This is a genomic window from Mesorhizobium sp. RIZ17 (assembly GCF_051127865.1).
Classification (GTDB): Bacteria; Pseudomonadota; Alphaproteobacteria; order Rhizobiales; family Rhizobiaceae; genus Mesorhizobium; species Mesorhizobium humile.
In genome coordinates, this window is the sequence record NZ_CP147861.1 from 3,030,158 (window position 1) to 3,044,503 (window position 14,346).

At 58.6% G+C, this 14,346-nt stretch carries 12 protein-coding genes; 11 read left to right on the top strand and 1 reads right to left on the bottom strand.

Translation table 11 applies throughout. The features are described from left to right. Positions 1-19: 19 nt before the first annotated feature. From WDX12_RS14635 to asnB, 10 genes are all read left to right on the top strand, one after another. Positions 20-265, top strand: a complete 246-nt coding sequence (locus tag WDX12_RS14635) for a ferredoxin (protein WP_027056547.1) — start codon at positions 20-22, stop codon at positions 263-265. Between the two features lie 211 nt (positions 266-476). Then, entirely contained in the window at positions 477-1,016 is a 540-nt protein-coding gene (locus tag WDX12_RS14640; RefSeq protein WP_006333835.1) for a nuclear transport factor 2 family protein, read from the top strand. Positions 1,017-1,199: 183 nt separating this feature from the next. Beyond that, positions 1,200-2,861, top strand: a complete 1,662-nt coding sequence (locus WDX12_RS14645) for an SDR family oxidoreductase (RefSeq protein ID WP_434725325.1) — start codon at positions 1,200-1,202, stop codon at positions 2,859-2,861. 250 nt (positions 2,862-3,111) lie between these two features. Next, positions 3,112-4,167: an LLM class flavin-dependent oxidoreductase gene (locus WDX12_RS14650; RefSeq protein ID WP_434725326.1), complete on the top strand. Its 1,056-nt coding sequence runs from the start codon at positions 3,112-3,114 to the stop codon at positions 4,165-4,167. 499 nt (positions 4,168-4,666) lie between these two features. Further along, positions 4,667-5,575: a phosphoenolpyruvate mutase gene (gene aepX, locus WDX12_RS14655; protein WP_434725327.1), complete on the top strand. Its 909-nt coding sequence runs from the start codon at positions 4,667-4,669 to the stop codon at positions 5,573-5,575. Between the two features lie 45 nt (positions 5,576-5,620). Further along, positions 5,621-6,811 (top strand): aminotransferase class I/II-fold pyridoxal phosphate-dependent enzyme, encoded by a 1,191-nt coding sequence (locus WDX12_RS14660; protein ID WP_434725328.1) that lies wholly within the window; start codon positions 5,621-5,623, stop codon positions 6,809-6,811. Positions 6,812-6,841: 30 nt separating this feature from the next. Further along, complete coding sequence (locus WDX12_RS14665) at positions 6,842-7,660, top strand: phosphocholine cytidylyltransferase family protein (RefSeq protein WP_434725329.1); 819 nt, start codon at positions 6,842-6,844, stop codon at positions 7,658-7,660. Further along, on the top strand, positions 7,657-8,256 hold the full coding sequence (locus WDX12_RS14670) for a phosphatidylcholine/phosphatidylserine synthase (RefSeq protein WP_136617683.1): 600 nt from the start codon (positions 7,657-7,659) through the stop codon (positions 8,254-8,256). Before WDX12_RS14665 ends, WDX12_RS14670 begins: the two co-directional genes overlap by 4 nt. A gap of 30 nt (positions 8,257-8,286) precedes the next feature. Then, positions 8,287-9,201 (top strand): class I SAM-dependent methyltransferase, encoded by a 915-nt coding sequence (locus WDX12_RS14675; RefSeq protein ID WP_434725330.1) that lies wholly within the window; start codon positions 8,287-8,289, stop codon positions 9,199-9,201. 32 nt (positions 9,202-9,233) lie between these two features. Next, positions 9,234-11,126, top strand: coding sequence for an asparagine synthase (glutamine-hydrolyzing) (asnB, locus tag WDX12_RS14680; RefSeq protein ID WP_434725331.1), 1,893 nt, complete (start codon positions 9,234-9,236; stop codon positions 11,124-11,126). A gap of 38 nt (positions 11,127-11,164) precedes the next feature. On the opposite strand, the gene WDX12_RS14685 is transcribed toward asnB, so the two are convergent. Next, positions 11,165-12,472, bottom strand: coding sequence for an alkaline phosphatase family protein (locus WDX12_RS14685; protein WP_434725332.1), 1,308 nt, complete (start codon positions 12,470-12,472; stop codon positions 11,165-11,167). Positions 12,473-12,638: 166 nt separating this feature from the next. Between WDX12_RS14685 and WDX12_RS14690 the strand changes: the two genes are divergently transcribed. Beyond that, positions 12,639-14,345 carry an aminotransferase class I/II-fold pyridoxal phosphate-dependent enzyme gene (locus WDX12_RS14690; protein ID WP_434725333.1) on the top strand — a complete coding sequence of 569 codons (1,707 nt, stop codon included), beginning with the start codon at positions 12,639-12,641 and terminating at the stop codon, positions 14,343-14,345. The last annotated feature ends 1 nt before the right edge of the window (position 14,346 follow it).

Below are 14,346 nucleotides of genomic sequence, written 5' to 3' on the forward strand. Positions count from 1 at the left end.
AGACAATGGAGGCACCGCTATGCGCATTATCGTCCACAATGCCAAATGCCAGGGTCACGCGCGATGCTGGGCGCAAGCGCCGGACATCTTCAAGCTTGATGACGATGGCTACATCCTGCCCGGTGACATTCAGGTTGCGGAGGGGGAGCAACTGCTTGCGTCACAAGGCGCGCGATCCTGCCCCGAACGTGCGCTGGAAGTCGATCGCACCTCGGCAGCGCGGTTCGAACCAGCCGCCATGCAACCAAGAACTGGGGAAGCTTAGGTGGAATCGACGAGACGTGGCCCCACACCGCAAAGCAAGATGTCCGGCCGCTTCCCTGCCTACCTCCTCTCCGGCATCGAGACCTCAATGACACGCACGCGACACGTGAAGTTCGTCTCCGTTCTGGCTTCTTCAGTTGCCGATCGGTTCGACCTTGCACGCACCTAGAGGCACGAAACGCCTCTTCCAATCTCAAATTTGCGACAGAGCGATGGGCCAGGCAAAAATCACCGAACTGCGCGACCGCGAGGCGATCCGCGACTGCCTTTATCGGTACTGCCGCGGCATAGACCGCGCGGATGAGGCTGCGCTGCGCAGTGCATATTGGCCCGATGCGCATGACAATCACGGTGCCTATCGCGGCTCAGCCGAGGGCTTCTTTGAGTTTGCGCTTGGTCTCTTCAAAACCGGACCGCGCTTAATCCACCAGATCACGAACGTCTTGATCGAATTCATCGACCCGTCGGAGGCCGTGGTCGAAAGCTATTTCACCGCGCTGCAACGCGGACCAGACAATGACGGAGAAGCACGCCAGGTGCTTCTCTGCGGCCGTTACTGCGATCTTTTTCAGAAGAGGGAAGGGGCGTGGCGCATTGCCGAACGGACCGTCGTTTACGATTGGATCGAAGAGCAGACCCCACCAGCGGTCCCCGAGGCAGAACGGTTCGGCTTGCGGCAACCGATCGGAGCAGCGCATCCCAATGACCCGGTTTACGCGCTCAGGAAGCGCCGCAGCTCGTCATCAAAATGAAAATGCCATGCATGTCACCACAATGCTTTCCAAGGCTCCCAGTTGCGGAGCCGCGTCGCGGGAGCGGTCGCGGAACGCAACACGTCTACCCGGTATGGAAACTCGCCGTCACCAGGACGTCCGCGACCGGTCTTGCGGCTGACTCGCGTCGATATCTCTGACGCTGGCTGCGGAGAGGTTCATATGAAGCAGGCAGGACGGGTCGTCATCATAACGGGAGCGGCAGGCGGAATCGGCCGTGCGCTGGTCGAGATCGTTGCCGCCGATGGAGACATCGTCGTTGCGGTGGACCTTCCTGGCAGCGGCGTTCTTGAACTGGCCGGCGGTCTCGGCCATCCGCATCTGGGCCTCGAATGCGATGTCTCACGAGAAGAGGACATTGTCGCCCTATACGGCCGCATCGAAGCGCAGTTCGCGAAAATCGATGTTCTCGTCAACAACGCGGCGATAGGACCCGCCATGGCTGCGACTATCGACACCGGTTTCGAGGCCTTCCGACGCGTGCTGGCAACAAATCTGATCGGGCCTTTCATCATGGCCGGCGAAGCGGCGAGGCGCATGCAGCCCGGCGCTGCCATTGTCAACGTCGCTTCGCTGGCGGGCGTGCTCGGCAATCCCAAGCGCAACGCCTATGCCAGCTCGAAGGCAGGCTTGATCGCTCTCACGAGATCGCTTGCATGCGAGTGGGCCTCGCGCGGCATCCGCATAACGGCGGTAGCGCCAGGATACGTGCGCACGCCGATGATGGCGGAACTGGAACGTGCGGGCAAGATGGACCTCGCGGCCGTGCGCCGCCGCGTGCCCATGGGGCGAATGGCGCGCCCCGACGAGATCGCTCGGGCCGTGCGTTTTTTGGCCAGCGCACAGACGGGCTACATCACAGGATCGGTGCTGACGGTCGACGGCGGTTGGATGTCGTTCAACCAGCCGGGCGACGCGCACCCGCCGGTCGACGAGACGCCTCGAGCCGAACTCTTCCGGCCGGCCGAACGAACTGGCGCGCGCACAGTGGTCGTGACGGGCGGCGCGAACGGTATAGGCGCCGCCGTCGTTCGCCGCTTTGCCGCGAACTCCGACACAGTCGTGATTGCTGATAAAGATGGTGCTGGGGCGGCAGAACTCGCTGATTTGCTGGGCGGCAGGCACGTGGCGAAATCCGTCGACTTGGCGGTCGAGAGCGAGGTGGTGGCCCTGTTCGAGGAAATACGGGGGCGCTTCGGTCGCATCGAGATCCTCGTCAACTGTGCTGCTATTGCCGATACGTTTGTGCGAGGGATCGAAATCCCGCGACAGATCGAGCGGGTACTGGACGTCAATCTCACCGGCACCTTCACCTGCGCGCGCGAGGCGATCAAGTCGATGAACGCCGGCGGCGTAATCCTCAATCTTGGATCGATCAATAGTTTCCTGCCCTTCGTGCCGCGCCATGCCTATGGGGCGTCCAGGGCGGGTATGAACATTCTGACCCGGTGCATGGCGGCCGAACTCGGGTCGGTCGGCATTCGAACGGCCACCGTCGCTCTTGGCTACATCCGGACGCCTGACATTGCTCAGCTGGTCGAGTCCGGCTGCATCGATTCCGTAACGATCACACGGTGCATCCCGATGGGGCGGATGGGAGAGCCCGAAGACGTCGCCGAGGCAGTGTTCTTTCTGGCCTCGCCTGATGCCTCATACGTAAACGGCTCGACCCTCTACGTGGACGGCGGCTTGACCTCGTTGGCTGACGCGCGAAACGCCCAGTCAACCGATCAAGAAGATCCAACGAAGGCTGCGGACGGATCCGTCGAATGTTCGCCGGCGACGGGTTGCGGTTCGTGGAAGCCGATGAGGTTCGAGGATTGAGACTGCGGCTGCATGGCACGTGCCAAGCGCGGCTTGCCAAGTGATCGTCTTCATCGGTGACGGAAAACTCGTCATCAGGGTCGAATCACTAGCCAGGTTTTGGCGCTTGCCTGCGGCCGCCGAACGATAAGCGGCTTTGCGCAAGATCGTCGACTACGTCGCCGCCAGGCCGGATCGATACCGCGGCCCACCCGCAATCGGCACAAGTCGAAGGCTTGATTGGCCACTTTGTGTAAACGAGGGACACGCCATGGAATTCGCGACGTTCATCTTGGCGGCCCAGCGAGGCTATCATCAATCGTGCGACAGCGTCATCGGTAACTCCATAGAACAGACAATCGCTTCGGAGCAGGCTGGCTTCAACACCGCTTGGTTCGCCGAGCACCACTTCAACAATTACAGCCTGGTTCCCTCGCCCTTGATGATGGTGGCGCACTGTGCTGGCCTTACGAGCACCATTCGCCTTGGCACCGGTGTGTGTGTGCTGCCGCTATATCAACCGCAGCGCCTGCTCTCCGAGATCGGCTTTGCCGATATCGTTTCGAACGGCCGCCTCGAACTCGGCGTCGGCTCGGGATACCAGCAGTTCGAGTTCGAGCGCTTCGGCGTCGATGTCGATCAGGCGCCGGCCGTGTTTGCGGAATACCTGGATATCCTTCTCAAGGGCCTTAACCAGAAGGTCTTCGAGCACAATGGCCAGTATGAGAAGATACCTTTAACGGCGATTTCGCTGCGCACCATCCAATGGCCAGCCCCACCGATCTGGATCGCCTGCGGGTCCGCGCGAAGCATGTGCCGGGCCTATCGTGAGGGCCACAATCTTTTCGTGACGGCGTTCCACAACGGCTTGGAGAACGTGAGAGCGCTGCGTGAGACCATCGAGGCGGCGGCGGCTTCGCGGGGTAAGGATGTCACGGCCGCCAAGATAGCGCTTCTGCGCTGCTGCTATGCCAGCGACGATCAGGCGGAGATCGACAGCTATCTTGACAACGCCCGCTTCCAGCGCCGGCTATCTGAAGCACTTCATCAGCGCCGCCAGCAGAGTCGGGACGGCTATCTGCTGCAGGAAACACCGACGCAGCAGGATCTGTCGTTCGAGACCATGCGCCAGAACCTGCCGATCGGCAGCGTAAGTCGCGTCATCGATCGCCTGCTGGAAGAGATAAGTATCCTGAAGCCGGACCAGATCGCAATTCAGACCCAATTGGGAGATTTCGACCAAAAGACGATGCTGCGCCAGATTGAGCTCTGGGGAGACAAGATCATTCCAGCGATCAACAAGTCGCTTGGTCAGGTCAAGGCTTGAAGTTCGGAACGGCCACTGGGGGAGCTGAAATCTCGCATGCCGATGCTCGACACTTCGTCCATGAGGCATGGATAAATAATCAAGCCGCCTGGCGATTGCCGGGATCGAAGACCAACGCCGTCGGTCACCTTGCCTGCACGGATCGCGGTCTTCCGCTCTCTGGGCCATCTCGCTTGCGATCGTTGATCGGCAGCCTGACGGGACGGCCGCCACGGCGTAGACGAGAAGCCACTTCCGCTACCCCTCTTGTGTCCGAAGTTGGACCAAGATGTCGGAAGCCCGACCAAGGGTCGAGAGGGGATCTGGGCCGCCGGTATGGAGAACTGGTGCGGCGCAGGGGTACGCCAATTCGGCACGCGCCTTGCTTCATTGATTCTGTATGGGCGCACGACAGTGGCAGATCGCCGATCGGTGGGCAGAGCGTGCGTCACTGAAAGTACTTCGTGCGGCAGCGTTGACAGGCTTGTCGGCTGGATAGCGTCGGTGGAGGTGAGACCGCATGGTGGAGAGGCAGTCTGGTGCGCAGACGCGCGAGAGCTTGCGCCGAATGATCGCGTCCAGTGAACTCGCCTTCGCAATGGAAGCTCATGACGGCCTTTCGGCGGCGATTGCCGAGCGCGCTGGCTTCAAGGCGCTCTGGGCGTCCGGCCTCACGATTTCGTCCAGCCTCGGATATCGAGATGCTAACGAAGCTTCCTGGTCCCAAGTCGTCGATGTCGTTGAGCGAATCACCGACATGGTGGACATTCCAGTCCTCGTCGACGGCGACAGCGGGTTCGGGAACTTCAACAATGCCCGTTTGGTCGCCCGCAAGCTGCGCCAACGTGGTGCGAGCGGCATATGTCTCGAGGACACGGCGTTCCCGAAGATGAACTCGTTCGTTGGTGATCGGCACCCGTTGGCCGATATTCCCGAGTTCTGCGGCCGGCTTAAGGCGGTGAAGGACCAAGTGCCGGATGCGGAGTTCGTTCTGGTCGCCCGGATCGAGGCGCTCATCGCCGGCCATGGAGAGGATGAGGCGCTGGCGCGGGCACAAGCATACGCTGAGGCGGGCGCCGATGCTATTCTAATTCATTCCCGCAAGTCCAACGCTGAGCAGATTTTCGCCTTCACGCGCGCCTGGCAGAACCGCCTTCCGGTCGTGATCGTGCCTACGAAATATTACCGCACACCGGTCTCCGCGTATCGGGCGGCCGGAATCTCCACGGTCATCTGGGCGAACCACAACATGCGCGCGGCGATATCGGCCATGCGCCAGGTCTGCGACCGCATCCTTCGCGAAGAAAGTATCGCCGGTATCGAGGACGAGGTGGCGACCCTCGATGAACTCTTCGATCTGCTCAATTACCAGGAACTCTCAGCGGCGGAAGAGAAGTATCTGCCGCAGACGGCGACCGGCGTGCGGTAGCAGGCCCAGCCCGTCTTTTGAAAGCAAACGAAAACGGGAGCGCACATGCTTGCGCATCGGACAAACCTGTTTGGCACATCGGGTACCGCCGCGGCGCGCGCTGCCGCAAAAGCGGCGGCCGATGCCGGCAAGGAGATCATCGATCTGACCGCCGGCGAGATCTGGAGCGAGCTTGCTCCCACGATTCAAAACGGCGCGATCGACGCCATCAATAAGGGCGTCAATCGCTATACCGATACGGTTGGCATGGTGGAGCTGCGTGAGGCACTGGCGCGGAAGATCTCCCTCGATACCGGACAGATCTGGAAGGCCGAGGAAGTTGCCGTGACGTCCGGAGCAAAGCAGGCCTTGTTCAATGCCGCAATGGTGCTGCTAAACCCGGGCGACGAGGTCATCATCCCGGCGCCTTACTGGACAACGTTTCCGGCCCAGGTGCTAATCGCCGGCGGGACACCAGTCTTCGTCGACACCAAATCCAACGGTTACGTCCCGCGCCCCGAGCACATCAAGGACGCAGTCACCGAGCGCACGCGGGCGATCGTCATCAACACGCCCAGCAATCCGGCCGGTGCGGTCTACGATGTTGAGACCCTGATGGCCATCGCTCAACTGGCGGTCAGCCACAACCTGTGGATCATTTTCGACGAGTGCTATGGCGACTTCGTGCATGAGGATCATACCCACCATCCGATCGTCTCGGTCGCCCCCGAAATTCGAGCACGCGCGCTGATCGTCAATTCCTTCAGCAAATCACTGGCATTGACCGGCTGGCGCATCGGTTATCTGGCGGGTCCAAAAGAGGTGATCAATGCCGTCAAGGCCCTGCAATCGCACACTACCTCGAATCCAAACGTAATTGCCCAGCACGCGGTACTCGCCCATTTGCAAAGGGGCGGCTCGGACTATGAAAGCAAGCTGCGTTCACGCCTGACAAGCGCCAGACGGGCTGGCCTCGACGTGCTTGCTTCGTTGACGCGTGTCCCGGTCGCCAGGGCGCAAGGGGGTTTTTATTTCTATCTCGACCTTTCCCATCTGCTGCGACCGGGATCGGAAGACGGCGCCTCAACGACAGCCGACGATATCGTGACGGCTCTGCTTGCCGAAGCTGGCGTCGCAGCTGTGTCGGGCACCGCGTTCGGTGACCCCGCCGGCCTGCGCCTGTCCTATGGAATTCCACCTGAAAAACTCGCGACCGGCCTGGCCCGGCTCGTCGAATTCCTCAACGCCTGGAAATGACACCGCAACAAAACGAAAGAGGTGAATGAGATGCCTCCCGCTGCTCCCAGGAAAGCCGTCATTCTCGCTGCCGGCTTCGGCTCCCGCCTGCGTCCGCTGACCGATCTGTGTCCCAAGCCCCTCGTCGAAGTCAACGGCACACCGATACTTCACAATGCACTGTGGAACCTTCAGTCGGTGGGAGTCGAAGAGGTGACGATTGTTGTCGGCTATCGCAAGGATGCCATTCGCCATGCGTGTGGCGAACGCTTCGGCAGAGTTGAAATCAACTATGTCGAGTCCTCGGTCTTCGACAAGACAGGGAGCGCGTACTCGCTCTGGCTGGCACGCGACACGCTTCTTTCCGGCGACTGTTACCTCCTCGAAGGTGACGTCTTCTTCGAAGAAGATGCACTGCGCCACCTGATCAGGGTCGAGGCGCCCAATGCCGCTGCGGTCGCGCCCTTCGATCCATCCATGGAAGGATCCGCGGCCGTCCTTTCCAGCGACGGCTTCATATCCGAAGTCCGGTTGAAGCAGACGGCGGCAAATCTGGCATCAGGCCCCCCGGTGCTCTTCAAGATGATGAACCTCACCCGGTTCTCTGGCGCCGAACTCCAAACGGTGATCGTCCCGGTCCTCCACGACCTGATCGGCTCGGGCGCAATCAAAGCCTATATCGAGGAGCTGCTCGCGCATCTCATCGAGCAGCGCGGACTGCAACTCGCCGCGGCGCGATGTGACGATTTGCGATGGTACGAGATCGACAGTGAACAGGACCTGCGGGTAGCGGAAAGGATTTTCGCCTTCGAGCGACCTCACAGACATAGTGCCGACGCGCGGGCCGCCGTGGCGGGGGTAGGAGGATGATCCGCTATCTGTTCGACGCTGCAAATGCCATTACGGCCCTTGGGCTGATCTTGGCCACCACGGCGATCTACTTTGCTTTGATCGGGCGCTTCGAGATTGGCATCTGTTTCGGCTTGTGGGCTCTTTTGGCAGATGATGCCGACGGCATGGTCGCGAAGAGTTCCCCGAACCGGTCCGCTTTGATGGCACAGCTGGGTGGCGCGTTGGACGGGCTGCTTGATTTGGTCTACGCAGCCGTCTTTCCAGCGGTTCTGATTTTGTCCTTCAACGCGTTCTCCGTTCCCGCATTGTTGGCTGCCAACTGCCTCATCCTGTCGGGGGCTCTGCGCCTCAGCTATTTTTCGACGTTCGGACTGGACGCTGACGGATTCGGCAGAGGATTGCCGTTGAACAATAATCTCTTCGTGTTGGCGTTCCTCTTCGTCGCCGACCATCACTTGCCGGTGCAAGGCCTGGGCAACCTATTGATCGGTGCAGGGTTTGTGCTGTCGGTCCTGCATCTTTCAAACTTCAAATTTCCAGGTACCGGCAGTGCGTTGCGCTTGGGTAACCTTACACTCGCCGCAGCCGGATCTGTCGCCTTACTCACAAAGTGAATCAGTTTGTAGCTATAGGGAAGAGAATACATGGAAAACTCTTTCGAGGCCGAAACTCGCACCGTCTTTGATCGCTACCAGCGCCAGCAGGAGAATGACGACCACATATTCGACAGGTTGGTCTCTCTAATCGAGGAAGAATATTTCGGCCTGCCTACCGGTAGCTTCCGCGGCCTTGATGTCCTGGACGCGGGCTGCGGCTCCAACGCGAATGCGTCCTATGCGTTTATCGACAAGGGGGCACGAAACGTTGTTTCGCTTGAATTGAGCAATGATTGGATGGATTGCGCGCGCAAACGGCTCAGCCGATTTGGGCCGCGCTCGGAACTGGTCGCTGGCAGTGTGCTCGATCTGCCGTTTGACGACTTCAGTTTCGATTTTGTCCATTGCGCAGGGGTCTTGCCGCACACCAGCAATCCGAAAAAAGGCTTTGAAGAGCTTGCCCGTGTAACCCGCCCCGGCGGCAGCTTCTTTTTGACGATTATGGGCACCGCCAACGGCGTCATTTACCGATGCATCAATCACTTGCGAGAACTCTACCAAAGCGACGGTCAATTCCGCAGTTCCATTGACAATCTGGACGCATCCACCGCACGCGAAGCCATCAACTGGATGTTGAGAATAAAGGACGGCGAAGAGGAAGAATATATACCCGGCGAAAACGAATTCTTTCGGAGCCTTTTTGACGATGATTTGTTCGTGACGATCCGGGATCGTTTCCAGGCGCCGACCTATCACGAGTTCGCCTTCACAGAGGGGCAAATCCGAGGCTGGTATGGCGAGTGCGGCTTCGAGAAAATCCGCAGGATCTCAAGGTATACAAAAAATTTCCATAATCTTCGGCGCTTTCTCGCTCCGATGTACCGTCATTATGACCACCCGCTGGCCCGCTTCTGGTTCGGCGATGGCTGCATCCAGATGATCGGCGAAAAGCCGAGCACGTAGTTGGCGTTATTCGTGCCAAGAGAGCGACCCCAATGTGCGGAATCTTTGGGATAGTCCTCAAAAACGAGGGAACACCCGTTTGTGCTGAGGCCGTTGAGCGTTGCGCTGACGCTCTCGCTCATCGCGGGCCTGATGCCAGCGGCCTATACATTGATCAATCGGTCGCATTCGCGCATCGACGGCTATCGATTGTCGACGCTCATTCTCGCGCCAATCAGCCCTATCGCGATGACAATACCGGAGTGGTGGTAACGTACAACGGCGAGATATTCAACTATCGGGAAATTAAAGCTGAATTGAGGGACATGGGTTTTTCCTTTTCGACGGTGTCCGACACCGAGGTTCTAATTCTTAGCTATATTGCTTGGGGAAAGTCATTCTTAAACCGCCTTGACGGGATGTTTGCCTTCGCGCTTTTCGATCCACGGAAATCGCTTGTTCTCATCGCCCGAGATCGTTTGGGGGTAAAACCCCTCTACTACTCGATTTGCGATGTTGGGCTTCTGTTTGCGTCGCAGCCGAACGCTCTCATTCGCTGGCCGGGCGTGATGCGCGGACCCGACACGATCGGCGCGCTCAGTTTTCTTTCCTATCGCGCGGTTGTCGGCGCCAGAACGCTGTTTGCCGGGATTTCCAAGTTAGAGCCCGGCCATCTTCTCGAAATAACAAACGGGCGACACACGTCGGAGCGTTGGTGGAATCTGTCCGAGCGCATTTCGCGATGTAAGCCCGACTACTCCGACATACGCAGACTACTCGGAAGTGCCGTTCAGCGTCAGCTGGTGGCTGATGTACCTGTCGCCGCATTGTTGTCCGGTGGACTTGACTCGAGCATCCTGGCCTATGAGGCATCCGCTCGCTCACAAATCCGTCCGATCTGCTATACCGGCAAGGTCGAGGCCCCCGATTATGACGAGACGGCCTATGCGATGGAGGTCGCCGCAGAATTCGGGCTCACTCACCGGGTAGTCCCAATTGGAGAACCTTCCGATATCGACGCTGTGTCAGAGCTGGTTCGCCTACGCGGACATCCGCTTGGGATGCATAACGAAATCGCAATGTTTACGCTCGCAAAGGCGATTTCGAAGGAACATAAGGTCGTCCTCACCGGCGAGGGTGCCGATGAGATTTTTGCTGGCTACAGCCGATTGTTCCGTACGCCGTATGATTACAATCGAAGCAAGATCATCGCCGCATTACCACGTGCTCTTGCCCAGGTCGCACGCCGACGCCTCGGACTCGGCGTCCATTGCAGTCAGCTGCAGTTCTTCCTGGAGCGCTACAGCTACTTCCCGACCGATGAAATCCGCTCGCTTGCCATCGATGGGCGGATAGAAAGGGAGCACGAGATGGCTCTGTTCGATCACTTCTCGACTCAATTTGCAGAGGCCGGCGGAGATTTCTTTAGCAAGATCTCATATGTTCTCGTCTCTACGCATTTGCCCGCATTGCTGGAAATGGTTGACAACACCACAATGGCAGCTGGGCTTGAAGCTCGCGTTCCTTACACCGATCACCAGCTCGTTACCGCCGCAATGGCGATGCCCGGCTCACAGCGGTTGAGGTGGAGGTCTCCAATCGCTTCGGTCCAGGCACTGTGGCATCCGGTTGCTTCCTTCAGCGAACGTCTCGATGTCTCAAAATTCCCCTTAAGAAGGGAATACCGGAGCGTCTTGCCCAGATCTGTTCTATCTCGCAAAAAGATGGGATTTCCGCTGCCATTGGGTCAGTGGGCCGTTGGCGAGGGGGCAACGGAATATCGAAGGCTGCTGTTTGATAAGGACTCTCCACTGGGAGATTTGTTCGATCCTGCTGCTTTGTGGCGTTGGTTCGAGGCCGGACGACGAAATCCTTCAGACTCGTTTGGTCGGAAGTTCTGGCTGTTGGCCAACCTTGGGATATTCTTCAAAGAGGTATTCTCATGACGAATATGCGAGCCCGCAGGCGGTCGCTTGCGGGCATCTTACAGAAGACCCCTTGCCGAAAACGGGGCGTCGGACAATCCCAAGATCTGAGCAATGGTTGGCGTGAACTCTTCAGCGGAGCCCCAGGCAATATTGCAAGGTTGCATTCCAGGGATGCTCAACAGGCATATCCGATCGTCCTCCGCGCTGCCCGGTCGAAAACCGTGGGTGGACAAGTATCGAGGTCTGCCCGTCGGGCCAGCTTCTTGCGTGTCTCCAACGGTCTCCTCGAAGGAGTGTCCAGGAGGTGCGACATAGGCCGCTATGCAATCGCGTTCATTTACCGGAACATGGTCGCTCGACCACGGCTCCACTTGGAAGCGCGCCAACAGTCCGTCTGCGATTCTGCGGTCATGAGCTCCGTCAACCAGGACATGGAGCGTCGCTCCTTCACTTTCCCAAAGCAAGTCAGGGATGATCGCATCCGGATAAATGGTTGTGTGGACGGCGCTATGTCCATGGTCACTTGCGACTACGATCGCGTAATCGTCTTCCCGCCCGACTCGCCTCAGTCCTTCGATGAGAGCGCCAATCATCATGTCGGCCGCGGCGATAGACCAATGTGCCGCCTCGCTTTCGTATCCGAACTGATGCTGAATCGAATCCGTCATGTCGATCTCGGTCAAAATGAGATCAGGCGGGTTCTCCGAGCAAGCCAGCGCTCCTGCGGCCCCGATCATGAGATGATCCGCGGCCAGGCCCGCAACGAGAGGAGTGCTCGCAACGGTGTCGCTACTGGACGGGAAGCCGAAGAGATCGAGCACGCCGGCGGCTCGCAACCGCCCATTTGGATCCTTGATCATGCGCGAGCGAGCGATGCGGTTTTCGGGCAGGCTCTTAAATGACCGGCTTCCCTGGAGAAACCCTCGTTCCCACCAGGCCGGCACGAAGACATCGCAATCGGCTGGGTCGATCAACCCAGCGCCGATGGACGCGACATCAAGCCCGCTATTTTTGGCAAGCTTTGCAATGGTCGGAACCCGCAGATCAGACGCGTCGGCGCAGACAAACGAGCCATCTCGCACAATGTGGTTTCCGTAGATCCCGTTCGCTTGAGGCGCCGCGCCGGTTAGCATGCTTGCGCGCCCCGGCATCGACGTTCCCGGCACCGTTGAGCGCAGGCGACTGATGGACAGACCGTCTCCTGCCAAACGAAGAAGCGTCGGCAACCGATGTTTGTGCTTTTCGAAATAGTCCGCGCTTACGCCGTCCATGAGGATCAGAATCGCTTTCGTAGGAGCGCGCGGCTTTATCGAGGCAGGCGTCTGAAAACGAGCGGTAGGCCTGGATGGATTGGTGTGGGTCATTTTGCACCTGGAAGAGACGGATCGAAACCAAAGCCCCCTATAGGCTTCGGATGACGCCGGTATGAACGCATCACGGGATACTTCGAGCGCCCCTGGGTCGTTTTGATTTTGGGAATGGGCGCTTCTACGCGCGCTTTTTGCTTCCTTCAGAAGAAAGGAGTCCGAGATGGCCGATACGACCCGTGCTATTTTTATCCTCGATTTCGCAGGGCCAAAAATACATCTGTGGAGTGGCAGCTACGATGCACCGTTGGTTCCTATCAACGGTCAGCCGCTCTTGGACCGTCTCGTCAACGCCTGTGTCGAAAACGGCATTGAAGATGTCACTTTCGTTGAAAACTTGAGCAGCGGCACATTCGATGGGTTCCGCCTGCAGGACAGCACAAATACGCTTTCGTGGCGCGACGCGCATGACGGCGATCTCATTGAGAAGTTTTGCCAACATGATGGCGATACTGTCCTGATATGGGGAACACCGCTTTTCGACAGTGAGGTTCTTGACGGTATCAATACCAACAAAGGTTTGCGCGGCTCCGCTTGGCGGCCCGACGCGCCGACCGGGATTTATCGATTGAGTGCTGATGTTCTACGCAATCTTTTGGCCGAAAGCCGCGCCGCGGCATCTCTGCATCAGGCCTTGAGCACGTTGGTCGCGGGCCTATCCCAGCGGGACGTAGCGTTGCCTGACAATGTCCTGAATGCTGGCTCCAAGCTGCTCGATATTTGCGACGGTGTCGACGCATCCATCGCGGAATTTCGGTGCGACAAGGAGAACGTGCTGCGGCGTCTGGAAACGAGCGTCGGAGGTTATTGGCGCAAGCCAATCGCCGAGCACATGCTTCTTTGCAATACCCGCTTCCCTCCCAAGACTTTTTACGATCGGCTGGCGGCGAGGCTCGAAGGCGTGTTGACATGCTATCCTTCTCAGCAGATCGATATCGCTTCAGTTGTTGGCACAATGACCTCGCAGCAGCCGGACTTTATTGCAGTCGGAAACGGGGTGACCGATCTCATCCAGGCGCTCTATTCAACGCTGAACCCCACAATCGCGATTCCCACGCCCACGTTCGCCGGCTTTCAAACACCACTCGATGACGAACAAAAGAACAACTTCGTCCTCACCCCGCCCTATTTCGATCTCGACGTTCGAGCTTTCCTGGAATTCGTACTGGCGACAGGCGCGGATACGGCAATCGTTGTAAATCCAAACAATCCGACCGGTCGACTTGTTGATCATGCTGACGTGGCATGGCTGGCGGAGGCCCTAGGATCTCGAGGGCGGCGGCTGATCGTGGATGAATCGTTCATTGATTTTCCCGCTGATGGCCGACCAAACAGCGTTGAGAATCTGGTTCCGTCCTGTGCCAATTTGATCGTGGTGAAGAGCCTTGGAAAGGTCTTCGGACTTGGCGGAATCCGGCTCGCCTACCTCATGGCTGGCGATCCCGCCCTCGTTGCCGCCGTGCGCCGGAAACTGCCGCTGTGGAACATTAACGGTATTGCGGAATACACACTGTTCCTGCTTCCCGAATTCGCAGAGGAACTGGAACACAGTCTAGAGATGTTGCGAGAAGATAGAGAGCTGTTCATCGAGGAGCTGCGGACGGTACCGGGCCTCGACGTCGTACCTTCGCAAACGAATTTCATCTTGTGCCGGCTGCCTGAAAATTCGGTATCCGCTGCCGAGCTCAAGCGCCGCCTCGTTCTGTTCGAATCCGTCCTCGTAAGAGAATGCGGCTATCAAGCCATGAACGACGCAGATCGATATCTGCGCCTGACGGTTCGAAGTCGGACGGAAAACGAAAGGCTGGCAAAAGCTCTGCGGCGCACCTTAAGCCGCTCAACGGCCTCTGAGAGTGACGCCCTGACGTGAC